This window comes from Shewanella colwelliana (genome assembly GCF_001735525.1).
GTDB classification, from domain to species: Bacteria; Pseudomonadota; Gammaproteobacteria; order Enterobacterales; family Shewanellaceae; genus Shewanella; species Shewanella colwelliana.
In genome coordinates, this window is record NZ_MCBT01000018.1 from 43,723 (window position 1) to 69,642 (window position 25,920).

General features: G+C 43.9%; 13 protein-coding genes. 2 read left to right on the forward strand and 11 right to left on the reverse strand.

The genetic code is table 11. The annotated features are described in order from the left end of the window. Positions 1 to 94: 94 nt before the first annotated feature. The 9 genes from cysC to BEL05_RS06985 form a co-directional block, all read right to left on the reverse strand. On the reverse strand, positions 95 to 751 hold the full coding sequence (gene cysC / locus BEL05_RS06945; protein WP_069670709.1) for an adenylyl-sulfate kinase: 657 nt from the start codon (positions 749 to 751) through the stop codon (positions 95 to 97). 248 nt (positions 752 to 999) lie between these two features. After that, positions 1,000 to 2,727, reverse strand: coding sequence for an SLC13 family permease (locus tag BEL05_RS06950; RefSeq protein ID WP_069670710.1), 1,728 nt, complete (start codon positions 2,725 to 2,727; stop codon positions 1,000 to 1,002). A 120-nt stretch (positions 2,728 to 2,847) separates the two neighbouring features. Further along, positions 2,848 to 4,257, reverse strand: coding sequence for a sulfate adenylyltransferase subunit CysN (gene cysN, locus BEL05_RS06955; RefSeq protein WP_069670711.1), 1,410 nt, complete (start codon positions 4,255 to 4,257; stop codon positions 2,848 to 2,850). A gap of 74 nt (positions 4,258 to 4,331) precedes the next feature. Continuing rightward, entirely contained in the window at positions 4,332 to 5,237 is a 906-nt protein-coding gene (gene cysD / locus BEL05_RS06960; protein WP_069670712.1) for a sulfate adenylyltransferase subunit CysD, read from the reverse strand. Positions 5,238 to 5,609: 372 nt separating this feature from the next. Next, on the reverse strand, positions 5,610 to 6,362 hold the full coding sequence (locus BEL05_RS06965) for a phosphatase (RefSeq protein WP_069670713.1): 753 nt from the start codon (positions 6,360 to 6,362) through the stop codon (positions 5,610 to 5,612). 838 nt (positions 6,363 to 7,200) lie between these two features. Then, entirely contained in the window at positions 7,201 to 8,100 is a 900-nt protein-coding gene (gene rfbA, locus BEL05_RS06970) for a glucose-1-phosphate thymidylyltransferase RfbA (RefSeq protein WP_069670714.1), read from the reverse strand. 210 nt (positions 8,101 to 8,310) lie between these two features. After that, positions 8,311 to 10,530 carry a thioredoxin domain-containing protein gene (locus BEL05_RS06975; RefSeq protein WP_069670715.1) on the reverse strand — a complete coding sequence of 740 codons (2,220 nt, stop codon included), beginning with the start codon at positions 10,528 to 10,530 and terminating at the stop codon, positions 8,311 to 8,313. Beyond that, the gene (locus BEL05_RS06980) at positions 10,530 to 13,682 is read right to left on the reverse strand and encodes a CRTAC1 family protein (protein ID WP_083250316.1); all 3,153 of its coding nucleotides are present in this window, start codon (positions 13,680 to 13,682) and stop codon (positions 10,530 to 10,532) included. Before BEL05_RS06980 ends, BEL05_RS06975 begins: the two co-directional genes overlap by 1 nt. Before the next feature lie 115 nt (positions 13,683 to 13,797). Then, positions 13,798 to 21,063, reverse strand: a complete 7,266-nt coding sequence (locus BEL05_RS06985) for a DUF7933 domain-containing protein (RefSeq protein ID WP_069670716.1) — start codon at positions 21,061 to 21,063, stop codon at positions 13,798 to 13,800. A gap of 375 nt (positions 21,064 to 21,438) precedes the next feature. On the opposite strand from BEL05_RS06985, the gene BEL05_RS06990 reads away from it, so the two are divergent. Then, the gene (locus BEL05_RS06990) at positions 21,439 to 21,912 is read left to right on the forward strand and encodes a hypothetical protein (RefSeq protein ID WP_069670717.1); all 474 of its coding nucleotides are present in this window, start codon (positions 21,439 to 21,441) and stop codon (positions 21,910 to 21,912) included. Between the two features lie 13 nt (positions 21,913 to 21,925). Then, positions 21,926 to 23,215, forward strand: a complete 1,290-nt coding sequence (locus tag BEL05_RS06995; protein WP_069670718.1) for a tail fiber domain-containing protein — start codon at positions 21,926 to 21,928, stop codon at positions 23,213 to 23,215. A 99-nt stretch (positions 23,216 to 23,314) separates the two neighbouring features. On the opposite strand, the gene BEL05_RS07000 is transcribed toward BEL05_RS06995, so the two are convergent. Next, a complete protein-coding gene (locus tag BEL05_RS07000) occupies positions 23,315 to 24,394 on the reverse strand; it encodes an SGNH/GDSL hydrolase family protein (protein ID WP_139151841.1) in 1,080 nt (359 codons plus the stop codon). After that, entirely contained in the window at positions 24,366 to 25,790 is a 1,425-nt protein-coding gene (locus tag BEL05_RS07005; RefSeq protein WP_083250317.1) for an MBOAT family O-acyltransferase, read from the reverse strand. Before BEL05_RS07005 ends, BEL05_RS07000 begins: the two co-directional genes overlap by 29 nt. Between the last annotated feature and the right edge of the window lie 130 nt (positions 25,791 to 25,920).

The following is a 25,920-nucleotide window of genomic DNA, read 5'->3' on the forward strand; positions in this document are numbered from 1 at the left end:
TGCTTGCTAGGTATTAGCCACTAACAGTATCAATTCGTTTACAAAACCATTTTAAAACAGCTGGTTGCTTAAAATACGCTTACGAAGGAGCGCCTTAACTCATTAATCCATTGGCTCTGAGATAATCCACCACTTGCTGGGCGCATTGTTGCACATCTTGGTTTGCAGTTTGAACATGGATCTCTGGCGATGCGGGAACATCATAAGCCGAGTCGATACCGGTAAAGTGCTTAATTTCACCGGCGCGCGCCTTCTTATATAACCCTTTTGGGTCACGCTGCTCACACACCTCAAGAGGGGTATCAACAAAGACTTCAATAAATGGTTTGTCACCCAGCAACTCGCGCACCAGAGATCTGTCTGCCGCGAAGGGGGAGATAAACGCCGTCGAGACTAATAGGCCAGCATCGACAAACAGCTTAGCCACCTCACCGATACGACGGATGTTTTCGATTCTGTCACTATCTGAAAAGCCTAAGTCACCATTGAGGCCATGACGTACGTTATCACCGTCAAGCACGTAGGTTTTAGCGCCCACATCATGCAGCATTTTATCAACCGCATTAGCAACCGTAGATTTGCCTGAACCGCTTAAGCCTGTAAACCACAACACTGCGCCTTGATGGCCATTGGCCGCAACACGGTCTTGATGGGAGACACTAGCAAGGTGCCACACAACATCGGTAGATTTATCCGTTTCGCTGTCAATTTCTTTATAAGGCGATGCCTCAGTTTTCAATAACGATGTCATAAAGTATCCATAAGTTAATTCGAGCTACGAGCTACGAGCTACGAGCTACGAGCTACGCGATAGTAAAAATCCAATCAACAAACGACAACGGCTAATCTGTTGCATAACGGCTTTAATCATAGGCTCGTAGCCCGATGCCTTCTTTGCTCAGTCTTTAGCTCGTAGCCCGATGCCCTCTTTGCTCTATCTTTAACTCGTAGCTCGATGCCTTCTTTGCTCTGTCTTTAACTCGAAACTGCTTTTACCCCCTAAAACGGGAAAAATAGCGGCACTGCAAGCAGTACAATTGCACCATAGGTCAGGCTCACGGGTACGCCCACTTTAACAAAATCCATGAGTCGATACCGACCAGCATTATAAACCATCAAGTTGGTTTGATAGCCATAAGGGCTAATAAAGCTGCCACTGGCGGCAAAGGCTACTGTCATCACAAAGGGGAGAAAATCGACACCAAAACCTAAGGCAATACTGTAGGCAATGGGAAACATCAAAGCCGCTGCGGCATTGTTGGTAATCAGTTCGGTCATCAGCCAAGTCGCCACATATACTAAGAATAGTGCCAGCATGAGATGATCTTTATCGGCAACGCCTTCAACCCAAGTTGCGACAAAATCTGCCACACCGCTATTAACCAGCGCATGAGACAATAAAATAGCCGATGCAACGATTAACCAGATGTCGACAGGGAAACGACGCACCACCTCATTAACGTTCAAACACTGGCTAAAAATTAACACGCCGAGCAATAATAGCATCCCTTGCAGCATCTCAATCACACCAGTAGCAGCCAGTGCTAATGTCAGCACAAAACCACCAATTGAGATCCAGGCCTTTTTACCATTTATTCGCGTTTCTGGTTCAACACCACTGATCACAATGAAGTTTTTAGCAATATTGTGCCGACTGAGGAAATCCTTGCCTACCGCTAACACTAAAAAGTCACCAGCTTTAATATGCACCTCACCAAGCTTGCCCGAAATCTCTTCGCCATCACGGCGAATCGCGACAGCAGCGGCATCGAACAAGGCTCTAAATCCAGCCTTTTTCATGGTCTTGCCCACCAGCACACTTTCTTGCTTAACCACCACTTCAGTAAGGTTGGAGTCCAGCAGGCCATTTTTTTCGGCAAACATCTCCAGCCCAGAGAACTGACTCAGCTGCATTACCTTGGTGATATCACCACTAAAAATAAGCCGATCGCCCAGCTCCAACACCTCTGTTGGTGTGACCGGACTAATTAACCGTCCATTACGCACCACCTCGACTAAAAATAGCGATTCGAGATGCCTAAGCCCGTTGTCCTCTACCGAGCGACCAATTAGCTCTGACCCCTCAACCACTTTGGCATCGATAAAATAGCCTTTAGAGCAGGTTTCTTCGTGAGCGATATTGGGTAAAAAACCGGACACAAACCTGAGCACCAAGCCACACCCCAATACCAACATGGCACCAATCGCGGTAAAGGAGAAAAATGATAACGACTGACCCGACGCATCAATGACCATACTGTTAACAATGAGGTTAGTGGAGGTGCCGACTAGCGTTAACGTGCCGCCCAATATTGCCGCATAGGAGAGCGGTAACAGCAGTTTACTGGCAACATGATGGGGGTTATTGCGAATAGGCGAGAGTAAGGTGGCCACCACAGCGGTATTATTGAGCAGCGCTGAGCTCAGTGCAGTCATGCCAAACAGTCGCAGCCACGTGGTTTGATAACCACTGACAATGACCTTTGAGGCAATCACCCTCAGTAAGCGGGTCTTCTCTAAGGCGAAGGAGCACAAGATAAGCAGAACCAGAGTCACCAAACCTGGGTTTGACATGCTCGACAGCAGCTGTTCTTTGGTAACCAAATTAAAGGCCACCAGCACCAGTAGCGTCACGCCAAACACCAGCGAAGGCCGATTTTGAAATCGGACCAAGCCCACGATAGTCGCGAGAAATATGGCGATGGTGAGATATGCATTTAATGACATAAAAACCTGATACTTACACCTGATACTTAATTAGAGCAACACTGCTCTGCAATAAGGTTATCGCGCCGACGCTAAGCCATTCATAAAAAATGGTCTTAGCACTCGGCATCACAACCTTGGTTAGGCTTTCGAAATATCTTTAACGCCCCAATGAGGGAAATGCTTACGCACTAAAGCATTCATCTCAAGTTCAAACTCGGAGATCTCACGTTTTTTGCCTTTACCCGCATCAATGGCTTTGCGGATCATTCCCGCGCCAACGGTCACATTGGTTAACCTGTCGATAATGATAAATGCACCCGTGTCACGGTTGTTGTCATAAGGGTCAAACTGCAGTGGTTCGGTGACCGAAAAGTGGCAGTTACCCATCTCGTTCAGTGCCAACTGCTGAGCGGGATGCTGAGTTAAATGATTAATATCAACTTTATAGTTAATCGCATCGGCATAACCATATACCGCCTTACTGCCATGTTTGATGGCATATTCACGATCCACGCACAGCGCTTCTTCAGTCATCCACACCACATCTGCTTCAAAATGTGCGCTGGAGTTTGGTTTGTCGTGAGGGCGCACCAACATATCGCCACGGCTGACATCAATTTCATCGGTTAAGGTTAAAGTAACCGCCTGCCCTGCAACGGCTTTCTCTAACTCGCCATCGAAGGTAACAATCGACTTAATCTTACTCTCTTTGCCCGATGGCAATGCCGCTACCGTATCGCCCACTCTAATTTCGCCCGACGCTAAGGTGCCACAAAAGCCTCTAAAATCGAGGTTAGGACGATTAACATACTGTACCTGAAATCGGAATGACTCACTTTTATCTTGCTCAACAGAAACCGTGTTTAACAACTTAAGCAGCGTTGAACCTGGGTACCAAGTCATGTGCGTACTTTCGTTTACCACGTTATCACCCTTCAGCGCCGAAATAGGCACAAAGCGCACATCGGTATAAGCTAAGTCTTTGGCAAACTCACGATAATCTTTCTTAATACTCTGGTACACACCTTGGTCATAATCCACCGCGTCCATCTTATTGATTGCGATAATCACATGCTTAATGCCCAGCTGCGAACAGATATAACTATGACGGCGCGTTTGCACCTGCACACCATGACGCGCATCGATAAGAATAATGGCTAAATCAGAGGTCGACGCCCCCGTTGCCATGTTACGGGTATATTGTTCATGGCCAGGGGTATCGGCAATAATAAATTTACGTTGCTCGGTTGCAAAATAACGATAGGCCACATCAATGGTGATACCTTGCTCACGCTCTGACTGCAAACCATCCACTAATAGCGCCAAATCAAACGCTTCATCTGTGGTATTAAATCGCTTAGAGTCTTTCTCTATGGCTGCCATCTGATCTTCAAAAATCATCTTACTATCAAACAGTAAGCGACCGATCAGGGTCGACTTACCATCGTCCACGCTGCCACAGGTCAAGATACGCAACATATCTTTGTTTTCGTGAAGCTTTAGGTAACCTTCGATGTCAGTCTGCAATAATGTATTTTCAGTAGTCATGGTGTTTCTCGTATTCGTTATCTGCTGCGTACCTGGCCTATGGGCCGTCAATGCTTAAAACCTCAGTGCTTGAGTTAGAAGTAACCTTCCATCTTCTTCTTTTCCATCGAGCCAGAGGAATCGTTATCGATCACTCGTCCCTGACGTTCTGACGTTGTACACAGCAACATCTCTTGAATAATCTCGGGTAATGTTGTCGCTTGTGACTCTACCGCGCCCGTTAACGGATAACAGCCTAAGGTTCTAAAGCGCACCATCTTATGCTCAACCTCTTCACCAGGTTCAAGCTCCATACGCTCGTCATCAACCATGATAAGTGTGCCATCGCGCTTAACTACCGGACGTGGTTCAGCTAAGTAAAGAGATGGGATCTCAATCCCTTCAAGATAGATATATTGCCAAATATCAAGCTCGGTCCAGTTCGACAATGGGAACACGCGAATGCTCTCGCCTTTATCCACTTTGCCGTTATAGATGTTCCACAGTTCAGGACGTTGATTCTTGGGGTCCCAGCGATGCTTACTGTCACGGAAAGAGTACACGCGCTCTTTGGCCCGAGACTTCTCTTCATCACGACGCGCACCGCCAAAGGCCGCATCAAACCCATGCATGTCAAGCGCTTGCTTTAGCCCTTCTGTCTTCATGATATCGGTGTGTTTCGCACTACCATGGGTAAAAGGAGAGATATTCATCTCTAGACCGCGAGGGTTTTTGTGAACGATTAGATCAAACCCATACTTCTTAGCGGTCTCATCGCGGAACGCGATCATCTCTTTAAACTTCCAGGTTGTGTCGACATGCATTAATGGAAACGGGATCTTACCTGGGTAGAAGGCTTTTCGTGCCAAATGCAGTAACACTGAAGAATCTTTGCCAACAGAATAAAGCATGACGGGATTATCAAACTCTGCGGCAACCTCGCGCATAATTTGAATCGATTCAGCTTCGAGTTGTTTCAAGTGGGTGTGAACTGTAGACATATCGACTTCCGTATAATTCCAGTTATATCAAGTTTCTATTAACCAATCTCGCTAACCCAGCTTAACATTTCATTAAACAACTACGCTAAGATCGATTAACTAAAAATGATGTTGATAGGATAATACCAGCAGGAATCAATTTTAGAAGTTATAAATACAGGTTTATTTATACCAAAAAGAAATATGAAGTAATCGAAGGGAAGAAAGGGTTCGGGGTTCGGGGTTCTGCAAACGTATCACGGCGTCAACGAATCTTTTGTTAATCTCCACGACTCATGCCAAGCCACTCATCGTTCAAGCAGAGCGCTCCTTGCTCTTATGTCGCGGCCTCATTTCTACCTAAAACTCACCTCGCACTTCCCCGCGCCTTCTTTATTCATCCTCTGTTAGCACAGCATATTCCTCAAGGGATTGATGACCTCTTGAGGACAAAAAAGACAGCAAGGCTTTGGGACTCCGATTCAAGATGCGTTCAATCGGAAATGCGACGACTTCAATTAACTCAATGGCTTTATCAAACTCACCTAAGCTAAACGCAACATGGGAGTCTGAGCCCATGACCAAAAGGCCACCAGCATCTTTCACCGCACAAGCAATTTCAGTGCAGTTGCTTAAACTGCCTTTTCTTGAGGTCAAAAAAGAAGAGTTATTGATCTCAAGTGCCACGTTATGTTTTGCGGCTGCAACAGCAACACGCTTAATATCAATCGGATATGCTGGATTACCTGGATGACTGATAATATCAACGTAGCCACTTTCAATGCAGTTTATTAAGGCCTTAGTGTGAGCCTCTTTGGTCGAAGGCGGAAAAACAGGCTCATGAAAACCAGCCAAAACAATATCTAGCTCTTGCAGATAATCACCAAAAAAGTCGATTTCACCATGTTCATTTTTTATATTGGCTTCAATGCCACGAAGAACTCCAACACCACCTACAACCCGAGGTAATACTCGCATATTTACAAAGTGCCAAAAGTGCGGCGCATCCGCCATATCGGGCCCATGGTCGGTAATAGCAAACAACTTAATCCCCTTCTCTTTTGCCACAGAAAGGTAATCATGAACGGTGCTATAAGCATGGGTGGAGGCGATGGTATGCGCATGAACATCTACAAGAAATTTCATTGGGGATTCCGTTAGCATGAAACTATTTTTTGAGTAATTTTACCACTGACCTACTAGTCTACTCGCTTGATAACCGTTTCTCCATAGCAACTCAATCGATCTATTAACCCGTTCAATGCTCTGGTAGCCTACTCCCCTCGCGTGCATTCCATCACTCGACATCTTGCCCCTATAGCCCACAGTTTATCGCCTTTATGTGTTGCTTATCGAACACATCAAATAACGACCTTAACAATTCTTAAACATCGGCATTGCTAGTCACTGTTAGTTCATGATTTCTAAGTAGGCAATCTCGTTGCCCAAAAATTACTTAATTGATAATGACTAAATAGATAGTGCCTATTGCGATTGAAAGACATCGTATGCTTTTATATCTAAATGAAGATTATGAGATGAGACAACCGCGAGTAATCTTGTTAAATGAACCAAGAAAGCAGCTTAATTTGACGGCTCATGCGCTGCCAAATTAAATTCTAACGTGGTTAGATAAGAACCCTAAAAAATGTGATAAACACGCTCAAGCTACTCTTGATTACACTTCAGCTTTAAGTTCCATTACACCGAAAAAGTAATCAGCGATGCCACTTTGACGGTGTTTTTCAAGCTCGTTAGCCTTTATTCTTCCAAATGCCGAAGTAACCCACAGCAAGGATTAATAGCGTGGCGACAGTAAATCCTAATAACGAACACAATATGAATGTTTGAGGTGACATAATTTGCCTCTTTATATTAATCCCTGCTAACCATTATAAGTGAAGTTGCCTACATCCGGAATTACACCGCATTCTTAACTCACAATGAACAAAGCTAGTCGGTTGCGACGACTTACCGATAGCGATTAACCTTCAATGACACCAGCAGTTTTTAACAGTGATATCAAATATTGGCCATAGCTATTGTTAAGCATCGGCGTTGCTAGGCGCTTAATTTCATCATCGCTCAACCAGCCATTACGCCAAGCAATCTCTTCTAGACAAGCGACCTTTAGGCCTTGAACGGTTTCAATGGTTTGAACAAATGAGGATGCCTGTTGCAGACTATCGAACGTGCCAGTATCGAGCCAGGCAAAACCCCGTCCCAGTAATTCTACACTTAGCTGCCCACGCTTCAAATAAGCTTGATTTATCTCTGTAATCTCTAACTCACCACGCTTTGAAGGAAGCAAACCTTTTGCAATCTCGACCACCTGATGGTCGTAAAAGTAGAGCCCAGTAACCGCCCAGTTAGATTTAGGTTGCTGTGGTTTCTCTTCTATCGATTGAACATTAAAACCTTCATCAAACTCCACCACACCGAAACGCTCGGCCTGATCTACTTGGTAAGCAAATATGGTCGCTCCCTTCGCATCTTCATCTTCTAAGTCTGCTACGGTGCGCTTTAAGGTTTCACTGAACCCTTGACCATAAAACACATTGTCACCAAGCACTAAGCAAACACTGTCATCGCCGATGAACTCTTCAGCAATAATGAATGCTTGTGCTATCCCTTCAGGTTTTGGCTGTATTTCATAAGATAGCGTGACACCAAAGTCGCTGCCGTCACCTAACAGGCGCCTAAATAACAGCTGCTCATCAGGAGTCGTAATGATCAGAATGTCGCGAATACCTGCGAGCATCAGCACCGAGATGGGGTAGTAGATCATCGGCTTGTCATAGACGGGTAGCAACTGCTTAGAGACGCTCCGAGTAATGGGGTATAGCCGTGTACCAGTACCACCGGCCAATATGATACCTTTCACGAAACTCTCCTATTAACGGATAAAACAGCAATGAGTATTGAGCGCAGCCTACGCTTCATGATTACAATTGACAAGCCTTGAGAATTAAAGCACTCACCCTCTCCTATCTAAACCTATCCTTCTTACGATAGCGATTGTGTTAGAGGCGAGATAACATCACTCCAAATGGTCATGATGACAAAAAACAAACAGCACTAGTTTTTTGAAAATTTACAGCACAAGAGTAATGATCTCGGGCAATAGGCATAGTTTATCTGAACAAGCCTGCAGCCTCACTTTCACCTTTATCGGGCCTTTAGTGTTACCTGATGAACTGGACTTAGCACTAAGTTCTATGCGTGTCCGCCCTTCATAGAGCTTAAGTAATGACTGGCTAAAGCTAAGTTTATGCAGCGTTGGACTTGGATAGTCTGCAACGAAAAAACCTTTATGGCTAACAACATCTATCTCGGTCGCTATTAGTTTTTCGTTGGCACTAGGATTCGCATTTACATGCCATCCAGGGACCAAATAAAGTTCAACCACCAGATCAGGGCCATAACGACTCACTGTAACCTTACCTCGTCCTTTCGCAAAATAAGAAGCCCTCAAGCTAAGGTGGTTAGTTTGCTTAAAAATTGCAGCCCAAAAACTATAATTGTCTTGAATATCGTCATTTTTGACACTGTGTTTCTTTATCAATTGTTTTGCAGTCATTCGGTATTGTTTATTACCCAAACTTTCATAACCTAAAGCCATTGCCTTATAAACGCTGGAATAGACCGAAGGTAGCTCACCATCCTGGGCCAAAGTTTTTAGCGTTTCATACCGATACGATTTTGATAATAGATCCAATAACCAAGTTGCTCTTGCTTTGAAATCGCTCTCGCTTGCCTTTTGAAAAGAAGTGCTTTTGGATAAATCAGATTGGTAAACAGTTTCATAGAGACTCAATTTTAGCAAGGCGCTAGCGAACCAAGCATAATCTTCATAAGTTGCCTCAATACTGGGGCGCCCTTGAAATACAATACGGTAAAGCACGTTATTACTGCGCGCCGCAGCCCACAAGTGATCAGCAATCTGTATTGCACTCTCTAAGAATTGTTTTTTACTCGTCACTTGATAAGCGTCAACTAACGCATCAATATACATTGCATTCCAGCTCACAATCACTTTCTCGTCGACCAGCGGCGCTACATTTTGATGACGTCGCGCAACCAATTTCTGATGAAACTGATTATTACGCCAATCTATACCTAAAGCTGCTAACGCTGCCAAGCTAGGCTTACTATTGGCATAATAATTAAAGCCAGACTCAGATAGCAACGATTGATCCGTCGAGACAAAACGGTAATAACTCCCCTCTTCTCCTCCTGAAATGGCCGACATCGCAGATGAACGACCATGAGATTGATATAAAGAGTGATCAACCCAAGCAATGGTTTGCTCCATCGCTGCCAAATACTGGATCTCGTCAGTAATGAGATAGAGGCGTGCGAGTACTTTTATCATAAACGCTTGAGTATAAAGCATCTTTTCGAAATGCGGCTGTAGCCAGTTACCATCCACCGCATAGCGGTGAAAACCACCATCAACGGCATCATAGGTCGGGCTAAGCAATATCCCATCAACATGGCGCTTTACTACTTCTAAAATTCGCTGCTCACCACCATCTAAGTACTGTTCTAGCAACCCCAATAGCCAGTACTCTCGTAAAAACCTGGGACCACCGCTACTCGCTTCCTCTTCCAAAGCGACTAAACGTTTTGCGTTAAGCTCGGTGATCACAATATGCGGATCTAGGTCGTTAGATGTTGTTGAACTAAAAGGAGCTTCCAATCGTGCAGATATGCCCGCAGCAACGGTTTGTAGAGCATTAGGATTTGTTTGCCAGCGCTGACTCAACGCATTAATCACCTTGGTAAACTGACTAGCAGGAAGATAGGAGTCCGCCCAGAGAACTTTGCCTTGCGGTGTTAAGACGACATTGATTGGCCAACCTGCCTCCCCCTTTAAAAGCTCTAATGCAAGCTTGTAACGATTATCCACTAATGGCCACTGCTCTCTGTCAACTTTAATACTCACAAAGTGCTGGTTTAATACTGCGGCTACCGCTTCAGAATTAAAACTCTCCTGTGCCATTACATGGCACCAGTGGCAGGTTTCATAACCAATTGAAATAAAAATGAGTTTATTGCCGCTAGCAAAATCATGTTCAAACAGTGGTTGCCATTGAACCCAATCAACAGGTTGCAATGCATGACTGAGCAAATAGGGGGAATCGGCATCAATGAGTGCATTGATATACTGTGGTTTTCCATTGGCTTGATACGCATTATCGAGTAAACCACGCTCATCAAACCAGGATTTACGTGATTCAAATACCGAATCAAAATCGTTTGCACTCGCGCCGCCGCTTAGCAGCGCAATAATAAACAGAATCAAGCGCATTATTTGACCGCTTCAGCTCGATATTTGATGGTATACGACTTATTAGCATCAACATTAGCAAACGCTTGGCGCTTACCATTCGGCCAAATAACCATAACCCTTGCCTTTTGCTCTTGACCTAAACCAAATACCTGCTCTTTTGGATGTACTGACATATAGCCTTGGCTGCCATTGACCTGTCGCCAACCATAGCCGGACTCCCCGAAACCAACAATGATCTGTGCACCAATACCATCTAAGTTCACCCCATCATCGGGCAAGCCCTCTAGTCGTAACTTAAGCCAGTTATTTTTTAGTGATTCAGCTTTGTTTTCAAATAGCTGTGCTTTATCGTGATAATTATTAACCAGTACATCTAAATCGCCATCGTTATCTAAATCAAAATAGGTCGCCGAACGAGAATTCCCCACAAAGTCGAGTCCACTTTGACTAGAAGTATTTACTAAGCCACCAGCATTATTTAGAAAAAATACATTGCTGGCTTTAGCCGCATCTGGAAAACGTGCATTAACACTTTCACCGGTATTTGGATCGGCGTAATAAGGGTTTTCAGTTGAATAGACGTAATAATCGTTCATCCCGTTAAGTACGTATAGATCGTCATCACCATCGTTATCAACATCAAAAAAATCGGCATCCCATGCCCAGCCAGTAGACGAGTAACCACGGCCGACCTTATCACTGGCTTGGAATCTCAACGCACCATTTGCTGTAAACCCACTAATAAATAGATCATTACCTTCAACTACTCGCATGTTTGCCAACTTATCAGGATTAAACTCCGCCTGAGTATCTTCACTCGGTAGCACATACTTCTGATCTTTATTCATGGTGACAATATTGGAAATATAGACGTCGGCCACGCCATCCTGATTAAGATCGCTTAGGCTAAGATTCATGGTGTAAGAAGGTTTCGCAGTGCCCAGTTTACTCGCGTAATCGACAAAACCTTTGCCTTTTTGGTTGATATAATACCCGTTAACACCAAAGTCATTGCCGACGATAAGGTCTTGCCAACCATCCATATTCAAATCCGTATGGGTTACGGCTTGGCCCCACCCCGAATTATTGGCGCCTAACGCATCTTTGGCCTGCTCAAAAACAAAATTGCCTTTGTTAATATACAACTCATTAACACCACCGTTATCATTACGACGCTTAAGTGTCGGCAGGTCTCCTTTAAGATAATTACCAAAATATTCAATATAGATATCGAGTAAGCCATCATTATTAACATCTAAGGTCGTAGCCGGCCCTCCCACCTTACCGCTACCACCCAAGTTTGCTTTTTCCGTCACTTCAATAAAAGTACCATCACCATTATTGCTATAGATTCGATGCGGTTCATCGACATAAGTGACCATCAAATCCTGATCACCATCGTTATCCCAATCGGCAATAAGTGGTTGGCGCGGCTCCCCCGCAAGCACTTGAGCTCCCCTCAACACCTTGCGCTGGCTAATGTTACTTAAGCCGGACTGCTTAGTCATATCCACAAAGCCATCACCACTATTGAGGTAAAGCTTATTACCCAAGCCACTCAGAATAAACAGATCAACTAAGCCATCACCATTAACGTCTTCAGCGGCAACGCCTCCTCCACCAAATGCTGGCGGGATTGTAGAGATTCCGGTACTCGCGTCTTTATTCAAATAACTGCGCAATTGGCGACTTAACCAATCTGAAGAACGGTGTTCAAAATTAATATTGTGCGAATCTGTCACATTATCGAAATAGCGAATGACCTTACTCTCTTCGTCACCAGCAGAGACAATAATAGGCGCTGCAAGTGGCTCAGGCTGATATTGATTATGAGTGTTGACCTCACCATTAATCTGCTCATAAGCTGTGCTAACCAAAGCGGCTGAAAGTGCTGTTTGCTTACTTGCCTTACCTTGCTCACCTGCTGTGCGTAGCAACAATACCCCGTAATGAGCAATAGCTTCTGAGAGTAACTCTGCGGCAAAAGGATCCGCTTCTAAAGTAACCCGCTCACCTAAATCAGATAGTGCTTCTTTCAAGTACAACCAATGCAGTCCAGAGTCTCTAAACGAGTCCATATCGTAAGACTCAATGACCACCTGTTTGTCTTGAGGATACTTGGGATAAAAAATCACATCTTCATATTCATTAACATCGTGGGGTAAAAGGCTCTGCATCGCCAAAGCAACGTCGGCCTCTTTAATCAAAGAACCAGTTTGAGCTTGGGCTTGTGACTGCAAATAAAAATTAGCACTAAATGCAATCATCGCTTCAGTGAAATAACGCTTAAACTCAGCAGACTGTTGGGCATTTTTAGGAAGCGCTAACTTAGCAAAATAGACTTGTAAGTTTCTAGCGAAGAGAGTTTGATTCACTTGATTATATTGTTCAAAAGCAGCAATTTTCTGCTCAATCAATTCCATAAGCAAACCTGTGGGTGGCGAATTTTTAACACCTTTAGTCAAAGGTTGCCCAGCGATTAACGTCTCAGAGCCTTCAGAAAATAAACTTTGCCAACTTGCTGACATGGTCTCTTTCGTTACTTGATACTGATTATTCACTCTTGCTAGAGTGTCCGCTTGTTTGAGTAAAGATAAGGTAACAAGATCTATCTGCGCCGTAATAAATTGTGCAGCCTCATCACTCAACATAGGTAAGTTGCTGTCTATATCGAGCAGTGTCTCTTGTTGCACTGCCAGCATGGCACGAAAACTATATGCAATAGAACCATAATGTTCTTGATCGCGAGTATCGATATCCACCGAAATAGAAGGAGTGGTTACTCGCCAAAAATTATCTTGCTGCACTGCTTTAAAAAAGCGGTTAGCGGCGGGTTTAATCTGGTCAATTGACAATAATGTTAATGATGGGTTAGCTTCCGCGGCCTGCGCCCAAATATTGCGAATTAATATCTGCTGTAACTCTGCTTTTAGGTAGCGCGCATCATCGCTCAACGGCGTACCATAAATGAGCCCTTCTAATCGTGTCGCCGTAGCATGGCACTTAGGGTCTCTGGCTGACTCAAGCTTTCCCATTAACTTAAGTAAACCATCATTTTGAGGAAGAGGATCTAATATCGCCTGAGCTTCTGTAACACTAAGGCTAAAGAGACTGCCACCAAGTAACAGGCCTGTCGCTAAAAATAACGGAGAAAAACGTAAATTTGCCATCAACTTCATCCCTAAAACTGAGGCGCTAAGTACAAAATAATCAACTTAGCGCCCAGGAAACAATGCAAAAGATGCTAGCCTAGCATCTATTATTTTTTATTATTAAATAAGCCTATTATAAATGGCTACCGCGAGGTCTATTGACGCTAGCTAGCGCGCAAAGTAACAGCAGTAACACAGCCCATAATGGCACACTACCCGCATCACTCTCTGGAGCGTTAGGCGCGAGCACCGTAAAACTCACATCACGATGATTGTTACTATCATCGGTATCGTGCTCTGAACTGGTCACCATGCCAGACAGTGTGAACTCATGTGCTTTTTCCGGAATAACCCAAAGCATGACTTCAGCAGTCTCTCCCACTGCTAATTCACCTAGGCGACAGCTCACCACGAGTGCGTCCAACGAGCAATTACCAGGTAATTGAGTCGGCAACAAGGCAGAATCAAGCGTCACGCTATAAACCACCTCGGTAGCCGTTGCGTCGCCTCGGTTAAAGACAGACCAAACCATCGACGTCGGTTCACCATACTTAGGGAAACTAGGTCCGCTAGAAAATAGCGATAAATCGACATCTTGTGGCCCTACTCCACCGCCAGCGCTCACATACCAAACAGCAACACCATCTTGATTATCAAATGTAACGATATCGAGCAAACCATCGTTATTAAAATCAACAAGAGCGACTGTGCCAAGCGCCTTAGTGTCGATAACATATTCATCAGGTCGAATATCATCGACATCGTAGTAATGCCAAATACTGACACCATGAGGCATGACCAGCAAGATTTCTGCAACCCCATCAGCCTCTAAGTCCGTTACAATGATATTTTCCGCTTGCGGGAATACCACCTTACTCTCAACAAACTCACCGGTTAAGGCATTAATGATTAGGTGCCAACCATCATCCTCAAGAGTCAATAGATCGATATGACCATCATCATTAACATCGCTGCTAATTATCTGCTGAACATGTTGAGTAAGCGCTGGAACATTTTTTGCCACCCAAACACTGTCTTCTAACGTCAACAGCACGGGGGCTTGGTTATCCACACCCACTAACAACTGTGTGACGCCATTACCACTGATAGCCGTCAACGCGGTAACACCTGTAGCCATCTCCAATGGAGCTTTGGTTACCTCATCGACCTTGTTCATGCCTTTTGCTGCACTTAATGAAGGCAAGGTAGTTGGTATTGGGAGCAAAGTGACACTCGTCGCCCCTGTACCTACCCCAGAGTAGATAGCGACTTGAGGTTGGTAAATACCCGCTAACGCCACCTCAGGATTACCATCTAAATCTAAATCGGCAATCAAAATAATATCAGCCTGCACATCATCTAATGCTTCTGCATTTATTAGCGCAAACTCACTATCAAGCAGATATGCGCGATTCCCCTGAGCAGAACCACCCGTCGTAATAATATCGACCGCACCATCAAGATTAATGTCAGTGGCTGTTAACGCGGTGACACCTTGCTCAACTGCAACTTTTACATCAGCAATGAGTTGACCAAAACCATCATTTAACATCACCTGAACTGCCATCTCATTAGGCAAATAGATAAGCAAGTCGCTAAACATATCGCCATTCATATCAACCGCATAACCAAGATTAGCTGGCACGCTAGTTAATACTTTTCCAGGTAAGATCGACAAGGTATTCGCTAATAAGATACTCGCACTGTCGTCGAATACCGCACCATTAAGATTATCACCACTGACCGTCAAGGTTGCGGAGCAAAAACCGGTATCCACATTATCAACAGTTAGATCAACAATCCGAGTCAACTTCGCATCAATAGCAAGATCTTCAGCAAAGAGACAATCGATAACACCTGCACCTAGGTCACTGCATTCAGTCGGCAAATTATTTAACGAGAGTTCACTCCCTAGAGTAATGTGGTATTTAACCCCTTTAGCAGCGGTATAACCCTGGTTGGCCAGATCAACGACCAAGTTAACACTTTGGCCAACCGTAGCCGGCGCTGGAGAGAAGTAGATATTTACATCAAGCTCTGTATCCGTCGGCTGCGAAATGTCAATGGTAAAGCTTTGCAGTACAGGCGTATCGACAATGCTATCAGTCACGCTAAGCTCAACTAGTTCACTCGTATCAGCAGCTTCCACTGGAGGCGTGCCAACCAATTGGTTAGCACTATTAAGCGATAACCACTCTGGCGCGGAAACAAGTGAAACGTTCAGGGAGTCACCCACATCAACATCAGAGACCATTACATCGTATTGATATGGCGCGAGTACACTGGCTGCAATAATAGGTTCTGATTCAAATATCGGTGCGTCGTTAACATTAACCACTTCAATATCGAACGCGGGTAAGTCAACCTGAATCGTACCGTCTGAAACAGAAATCAAGACATTGGTAGTAACACCAACATCGTCATTGGTTGGTGTACCAGTGAGCGTCCCGTCAGTCACACTAAACTGCGCCCACGCCGGCTTGTTTGCAATAATAAAGCTCAATGTATCCGTTGAATCATCTTCAGTCACTGTCGGGGTAAAACTATATAGCGTATCCTCATCAACAGAGACATTTGGTGTACCGCCAATAACCGGAGCGTCATTGCTATTAACGACTGTAATAGCAAACGCTGTCAAATTAGTGGTTACCGTACCATCACTAACACCAATAACAATGCCTGAGGTAATGCCGACATCGTCATTAGTTGGTGTACCAATCAACTGCCCCGTAGCGCCGTTAAAGCTTGCCCATGTAGGCATATTACTGATCACAAAGCTTAAGCTATCGCCACTATCGACATCGGCAGCCGTTGGCGTGAAGCTATACGCGCTGTCTTCATTGACCGAGGTTGCTGGGGTTCCACTAATGGTCGGCGCGTCGTTAGTGTTTACCACCGTTAGGCTAAATGCGGCCAAATTGGTGGTTAGCGTGCCATCATTAACACCGATAACAATGCCTGAGGTACTGCCGACATCATCATTAGTGGGCGTACCGCTCAGTTGCCCGGTGGCACTGTTAAAGCTTGCCCATGTTGGCTTATTGGCTATCACAAAACTCAAATTATCACCACTGTCGACATCGGCAGCCGTTGGCGTGAAGCTATACGCGCTATCTTCGTTAACAGAGGTTGCAGGTGCTCCACTAATGGTTGGCGCATCATTGGTGTTTATAACCGTCAAACCAAATGCGGCCAAATTGGTGGTTACCGTACCATCACTAACACCAATAACGATCCCTGAGGTAATGCCGACATCGTCATTAGTCGGTGTACCAATCAACTGCCCCGTAGCGCCGTTAAAGCTTGCCCATGTAGGCATATTACTGATCACAAAGCTTAAGCTATCGCCACTATCGACATCGGCAGCCGTTGGCGTGAAGCTATACGCGCTATCTTCGTTAACAGAGGTCGCTGGCATACCACTAATAGTTGGCGCGTCGTTGGTATTAACTACCGTGAGGCTAAATGTGCTAAGACTCGATGATAATGCACCATCAGAAACCGTTATAATGATGTCAGCTGTAGCACCCACATGATCATTTGTCGGGACACCCGACAGTAGACCCGTCGCTGAATCGAAACTGGCCCATATCGGCTTATTGACAATAGTAAAGCTTAACGAATCCCCCAAGTCAGCATCGTTCGCCGCAGGCAAAAAGCTATAAGGGCTATCTTCATTAACCGATGTAGCAGGTACACCACTGATGGTTGGTGCGTCATTAAAATCATAAATGACTGAATAACTGTTGGCCGCTGTATTGTTGTTGGTTAGCGCATCCATAGCAACATTGGCATCAATGGCCAAAACAACACTTGCTTGAGCGAGTGGTGTAACTGCAACGGTAAACTGCTTGCCATCGACATTAGTAAATCCTGACAAGGTTGCATTAGTGGCTTGAATATCGCCGATATCAAAACCCGTAACGACTTCAGTGAAATCGATAGTTGCAGTGAAGCCTGCGATGACAGTACCTGTGGGACCACTAATACTGACACTTGGCGCAACATCATCATAGGTAATACTTAATAAATTGGATACACTGTTAGCATTACCAGCGCTATCTGCTGCCGCGCCATCAGGCACACTTAGCGATATAGAGGTTTCGCCTGACGCGCTAACTAATACGGAGTAATTTTTCGCATCACTCGATTGAAAATCTGACAGCGTTGCATTGGTAACAGCGATATCGCCTATTTCAAAGCCCGTCACATTCTCTTCAAACGCAATGTTTAACGTGAAGTCACCAGTTTGGTTGACTGCTGCCGTAGTCAGTGTCGTCGTTGGCTGGTGAGTATCAACCACAAAAACGCTTGATGGTCCGGCCGCGGGCGCTAAATTAGTGCTATAGCGTGCGGTGCCCACAACAATGCTCACACCAAGTGAGCCATCGCCAACAAGGTTATCTAGACTTATTATCGCTGTACTTAAATCACCATCAATAACCGTAATATCTGCATTGGCTGACCCCGTCTTATTCAACACGACTTTTGCGTCAGTCAAATCAACTTGTTCAACATCCACGTAATTCACTGTGTAGGTGACAGGTCCGCTACTCACCAAAGATGAAGATGGCCCACTAATAGATAAACTCGGAGTAGGCACTAAAGGAACCGTTTGGTAATTAACCACGATATCTGTAGCTGCCTTATTACTAACCGTTGCATCTGAAGCACTGACGACAACTCCTGCAGCGATTTGAATCGTCACATCCCCATCCGCCGATGGTGTCACTTCAACAGCGTAACTCGCCCCTGATCCGGCAAAATTAGCTAAGGTGCCATTAACGACATTAATAAGAGATTGATTAAAACCCGTCACAACATCAGAAAACTCAATTGACATATTGATCGTCGTTTCAGACGTAGGGCTAGACACATCGACACTTGTCACAACCGTTAGTTCATTGATTGCTAACCTTGCAACAGCGGGGTTAATCGTCGCACCAATACCGCCCACGGTTGCAGACAAACCACTTGAATTAGAATGGTAGTTACCTGGAGAAACACTACTAGGAATATTAAGAGTGACTGTAAGTGTACATTGCTGACCGTTAGCCAACTCTATGCCACTTGCCACTAAAACATTGCCCCCAGTGCCAGTAGTCGAGGAGCCTGCGCCGCAGAATCCTGTTTGGTCAAGAGATGTTATGGTTGTTCCAGAAATAAAACCACTGAAGCTATCTGTAAAGAACCCCGCAGTAGCATCGCCAGCTCCTGCTTCATTGGTCAGTAAATAGGTTAAACTGACCGATGTTCCGCCAGATCCTACAAGAATAGAATCATCGCCAAAGCTCTTAGTAAATGTTAACCCACTAATAGCAAGCGAAGCGGCCCCCCCAGACTTAGTCACTGCATTACCATTAACTGTTGCCGTTACATCACTACTGCTAAAGTTAAAGTTACTGCCAACTGTACCCAAGGGCAGCTGCACTGGCACAGAGAAAGTGCACGACTCACCTAAGTTAACGGTGGCCCCACTCAACGTCACAACTGAAGTACCTGTCACAGTTGAACCAACGCCACAGGCATCTGTAATAGGTAAACTCGTTGCTACTAACCCGGTTAACCCAGCCTCTAAATCGACAGAAAAACCAGTGGCTGTTGCATCTGCAGACGAGTTGGCATGATGCAATAACTCAAAGTCGATGAATCCGGCAGTACCAGGTAGCATCACATCGTCTCTAAATGCAAAACTGAGACTTGGCGCTGCATCTACCGTTATCGTTGCACTCGCCGAAGGGTTTTGACTCGAAACACTATCGCCATTGATTGTTGAGACGATCTGTTTAGCGGTAAAACTATAACTACCAGAGTTCAAGCCAGCATTGAGTTGTAATTGCGCATCAAAGGTACAAGATGCTCCAGCCGCCAAGGCTAAAGAAGAGAGATCAATAGAGAATAAATCAGAGCTCACTGATGTTGCGCTACTGCCAGAACCGTTACAAAAATTGCTGCCAGGTAAGGTAGTAATAGCAGCTACAGAAGCATCACCGACTAGTGTACTAACACTTAAATCCGTTATCGCATTGGCTGCATCTACATTTGTTAATGTGTACCTTAGCGTCATCGCGTCACCAGCCGTTAAACCGGTTTCGACAACCGTCAAACTTAATGTCGGAGCATTTGACACATTAAAGGTGTTAGTCACATCTGCATAAGCGCCATTTAAAGATGATGATATGCTAGTAACGGTATTGGAATAAGTTCCCAGCGCGGCGCCTAAAGGAATGGTAACAGGCACACTAAATGAACAGCTATCGCCAGCCCCAAGTACCCCACTGTTTAAACTTAATACACTGGTCCCTGTGATCGATGACCCTGCTCCACAAACATCGGTTAAGGGAAGCCCCGTTGCAACCAAGCCCGCTAGCGCAGCATCAAGATCATCTGTAAAGCTGATATTGGTTGCATTATTGCTGCGATCAAAGTTAGTAAGGCTGACATTAAGGTTTGCCGTTTGCCCAGGCAATACCGTTAATGGGTCTAGCGCCATATTGACAAACTGACGCTGCACCGACAATAAACCGCTCGCTTGACCAATACTGTTAGCGAAGTTTTGATAAACCATACCATTCGTATACGTTTCTAGCTCACCTGCAATATCAGCAATAACATCAACAGACACATTACAAGTGGTCGGTCCCGTATCTAGAAAGGCATAAAGTGAGTTATTAAAGCTTATTGAAGATAACGTTACGCTACTGGCCCCAGACGTTTCTGTCAGTGTCATGTAATCGCCGCAGTCAGTGGTGAAGTTTGCCACTGGCGCAATCGTTAATCCCGTTGGCAAATTCACTTTGCCGCTAAAGCCATAGGCAAAACTCTCGCCATCGGGGTTAGATAATGCAAGGTTAAGTGTACTGATATTACCAACTGAGACCGATGCTGGGGAGAATGACAATACGGCAGAAACATTTGTGGAACTGGCATTCAACGTTGTTGAGCTATCTAAACCATTACCTATGCTCGATGTCAGCCCTGTTGAGGTAATATTCTGGGGTCCTGAACCACTAGCTGTAACGTTAAAGCGCAGTTTACAACTTTGCGACTGGCCAAGCTGGTAACCCGTCGCAGTAATCGTTGCCCCCCCAGCTACTAAGGAATACCCCCCAGTAGTACAAGTCATTAGCTCATTGGTTTGCGCAGCGACAACGACACCTATTGGCAAGTTAATCACAAAATCAATATTCGCAGCAGACTCTGTTGAAGAGGAATTAGACAGCGTATAAGTCAACGTACTGGTATTACCCACCGCAACTGTAGAACTACTCAACGCTCCGCTTAACGACAGATCATTTTCAGCAGCAACCACACCAAAGGTCGTTAACAGTGCCAAAAGTAATGAGTGAAATTGAACAGTAAACGGACGATGATGAAATATCTCGACAATCGCAGCCATAGCGAATCCTTTATCCCTATTATTATAAAAAGGTCTATTGCCATCAAACATTAGCGCGCAACGCATAACCTTTACACCAAGTAAACATAATAGTAACAGCAAAAAACTAAAGTGCGCTTGTTTAATTACGCCTAATTTATGAAATCAAACAACAAGCCAGAGTGTGCACAATAAAAAATAATTACTACAAACCAATGTTTAAAAAGGAATTTAATCAACAAGACCAGTTGCAACACATTGTTAAAACAATGTCATCACTCAAAATTTGAACCAAACAAGCCAGCAGGTCAAACCAGTAAAACAAAAAAAGCTATTGTTTGCTAATTGTTGCCACTAGGTTAAAATTAAGCCAATGATAAAAAACTAGGTTTTTGAATGAAAACTGCAAAAAAACTTTTTTTAACCACGCTGTTGGGGATCTGTACAGCGCCCTCACTGAGCTTTGCAGCCGTTATCGTCGCGAGCGGATCAACCCTAGATATTGAAGCGGGTCGAAAATTCGATGAAGCCACCATCACAATTTCTGGGCCGAATGGCTTTAATACTTCTTACACATTAAGCAGTGACGACACTCAGATAGATATCGATACGCTAAATATTCAAGCATCAGGCAATTACAATTATCAAATACAGTATATTCAGCACGGAAAAGTTGAATATATCAGCGATGCCAAAACTGGGCGTCAAGGCGCCGCACGCAACACAGGCCTTATTGAAACATCGTCGGGTTATTTCAACGTACGAGACAACGAGTTTGTTACCGAAGAGGTATCTGAAATAGAGCTTGAAACGAGCTTACAGCAAGTTGAGGCCGTACAACATTCACCCCTTATTGAACATAAAGAGTAGCAGGGACCAAATAATGAAAAATAAACTCACACTCGCGATAGCAGTATTGCCATTAGCGCTCTCTGCAAACCTTTATGCAGACGTTGTCCACTTAGATGATGTGATTATTGATGGCAGCGCTTGTATCGGGCAAGACTGTGTCAATGGAGAGTCTTTTGGCTTTGATACTATTCGCCTTAAAGAGAATAACCTTAGAATTAAATTCCAAGATACCAGTAATTCGGCAAGCTTTCCTAGCAATGACTGGCAAATCACGGCCAACGATAGCTCAAATGGCGGTGCAAATAAGTTCTCTATTGATGATATAGATGGCGGGAGAACACCTTTTACTCTAGAGGCTGGCGCCCCTAGCCATTCTCTCTACGTAGATGATGGCGGCAGGATTGGATTAGGGACGAATGCACCTGTTGTGAATGTGCATGTCAAGGAGGGCAACACGCCAACCATGCGCTTAGAGCAAGATGGCAGTTCAGGCTTCACTCCTCAAACATGGGATGTAGCGGGCAACGAGACAAACTTTTTTGTTAGAGATGCAACTAACGGCTCTAAACTACCTTTTAAAATAAGGCCTGGTGCGCCGACAAATTCTCTTTATATCGATACAGATGGGGATATAGGCTTGGGTGATGCAACACCAGATGCTGCACTCGATATTGAATCTGGTGATTTATTGCTAACAGATGGTCAAGCAACTATCAGAAAAGTTAATGACCCTAAAATCCTATTTAATGAGAACGATGCTGTTGCCGATCAATGGGAGTTAGGTATGGCAGATGTCTATGGTAATGCTATGACCTTACTAAACAAAGATAATCCCTTAATTGGCTACGCTTTGTATAAAACTGGTGACATATACATGAACCATGGTGTAGATGCCGCATCACAAGGTGGTAAATACGCTTGGCACTTACTACCGAATGGCAACATAGAGCAGACAGGAAACTTATGGGTAGGAGGAGATATTACCGCTCAAGGCACTATTAGCCCAGGCTCAAGCCGAGCCACCAAAAATAATATCAATCTAATCAATGGTGAGAGCATTCTACAGCTCATTGCCAATCTAGATATCTATTCTTGGTCATACATTAAAGACGCTGGTAAAGTCACCCATATAGGCCCAATGGCTGAGGAGTTTTTTGAAACCTTTAATGTAGGTGTCGATAATAAACATATCTCGCCAACCGATACGTCAGGCATATCCTTAGCCGCCATTAAAGCACTCATGGATAAAGTCGAATCGCAAAATGCTAAAATAGAACAATTAGAGAGCTCGCTGGAACAATTGCAACAAACAAAAAATTAGCCTGTATAATTTTCCGACAAAAAACGCTCAATATTGAGCGTTTTTTGTATTTTAAGCGTATTTTTTCAGCGGATTACCATTTTAGCTTTGCATCACCCTCTAATTAGAAATCAACTTGCTTTGCGCTTTGCTAAGAGCTCTGTCATCCATTGCTTTTTTTAATGCTTTGCTGAATTCTATGGCTCCAGGCAACGCTAAATGGTCATCGTCGTAAAAAAAATCATTACTGCCATCTGCCATTTGCTCATAAAAGAAATCATGAAAATCATAAACTTCGATATTAGTCTGCTTAGCCAACTCTGCTAACAAAGCGTTATGTTCCGGTACCCACTTCTGTATTATTGCATCTTCGTAATACTCACGGGTAAATGGCGGAACAACTAGAACAAGCCGACCGTCTCTTTCTTTAAGCATACTAGCAAGTTTAACTAATCTTTTTACATTCAACTGAGGCACATTCGAGTTCGCGAGTATTGTTGCGTCAACATATTCACTATGACGTTTTACGGTAGACTTTGCATACTCAGCAATACAATGAGGTTTTATGGTATTCACTCTATAATCACCAAGCAAAAACTCGCTGTCAGCCAGATGAAAACTCCCAATTGTAAAGCATGAACTAACGATATCAACAGGAGCCCCTGCCTTTTTATACCCTAGGAAGTCTTTAATAGACTTACGAAATTCGTAGATTGGAAAAGTAGTTAAAGGTAAATGTTGGAAAGTAGCGATTGGTCGCGAAAAAAACAATCTATATGACATGGGTAGATTTTTTAAAATAAAATCCTGTCGTATTCTCCAATCATCACTGATATAACGCTGTGACATATGTAAACTACCCGGTGAAACCGCCAAGAATACTGTGTCTATATATCCAGCTTGTTCCATTAGTATATCAGCCTTGAAGAAGGCCTCCTCAATGTCACCTCCTCCATCATGAAAATTAATGCCATCGACACCTAATGACGGAAAATGAAAGCCAATACTGTGGGATGTACCTAGCGCTAATGCTGAAAATCCGTCTCTATTTCCCTCAAATAGTGAAAGCTTAGTTTGTTTTTCATCCTTAAAATAGCTCACAAACACATTCATAATCACTAACAACAAAAGTAAAACTATTAGCGATATAGTCAAAAAGCGAAGTAAATATTTAGAATTCAAAATAGATGAATGGTTCACTAACGAAGTTTCCAAAAAGTAATATATTTAAAAGTACAAGAAGCGTTAGGCCCCAACGTTTTAAAGATGATGCTATAGCCACCTCTTGGATACAATTATGACCTTTAAACTCATCGTAAAAACTGACACATAACAATACCACAGTGCCCAAAAATGCCTTCACTAGCATAAGCTTTCCCTCTATATCCATGCTATCAAGAAGGTCATTATCATCACCAAAACTAAGCATATTACTGATTGCACTGTACAGTATTGAACTATCATGAATGTAAAACATCGGTGCACTGAACATCAAAACAATCGCTAGCGACAGCCTAGAAGCAATATGAAATGAATTTGCCTCCCTCCCCAAAACCACCTTAAACCCTTTCGCAACCGGAAACCATAACACCATAGCAATCCCATGAAACAGCCCGAACAAAATGAAATTCCAGCTAGCGCCATGCCAAAGGCCAATAATAACAAGCGTTACAATAGTAACAAAAGACCTGCTCGGCTCGGTCGGAAAGCGTCGCAGCAGAGGTATCTGAATATAGTCACCAATCCAACGTGTCAAACTAATATGCCAACGCTGCCAAAAAGAACGCAGATTGGTAGCCAAAAGAGGCCTTCTAAAATTAATGGTTAGTTTTACTCCAAATAGCAGTGCCACTCCCCTAGCTATTTCAGAATACGCCATAAAATCGCAATAGATTTTTAGTGTCACTAAAGCCCCGGTAATCCAATAGAGCCAAAATGAAAAACGTTGATCACTAAAATACACTGAATTGATGCTAGCGGTAAGATTATCAGCAATAACTAATTTGACAAAAAAGCCCCAAGCAATGAGCAATAACCCATATCGGAATTGGTATAGGGTAGGTAAAGCTAAGGCCTTCAATTGCGGAAGCAATGAACGAGAGCGTTCTATAGGACCTGCGACTAGCTGAGGGAAAAAACTAACATATAGACAAAAATAACCCAAGTGTCTTTCAGCTTTTATTTTGTCCAAATAAACATCAAAGGTATAGCTTAGGGTTTGCAGCGTATAAAATGACAAACCTAGTGGTAGAAGTAGATGATGAAGCCCAACCTCCACATTTAAAAGAGCCTGTAGGTTACTTCCAAAGAAGTTCCAATACTTAAAGCTAAACAAAATACCCAGATTAACAAACAGGCTCAAATACAGAAACGGACGCCGACTCGTTTTCTTGCCCTGACTCGCCATCTTTAACGCACAAAGATAGTCAATCAATGAAGAGATAAACAGCAATGGGACATATCGCCAATCCCAATAGGCGTAGAATGAATAGCTCACACACAGCATCAAAGCCCAGCGATATTTAGTAGGTAAAAGGTAATAACTTATAAATACTAAAGGCAAAAAAAATAAGAAAGCTATTGATACAAAAGACAAAAAGCTGTCTCCATTATTACTAAAACTACTCAACAATGATCAGTCAAATTTATGAGTGTTACATGTTAACCGCTTAAGACGTTAAAAACATGTTGTTTCTAGCCCTTCCTTTGAGATCGGATGACTAAAC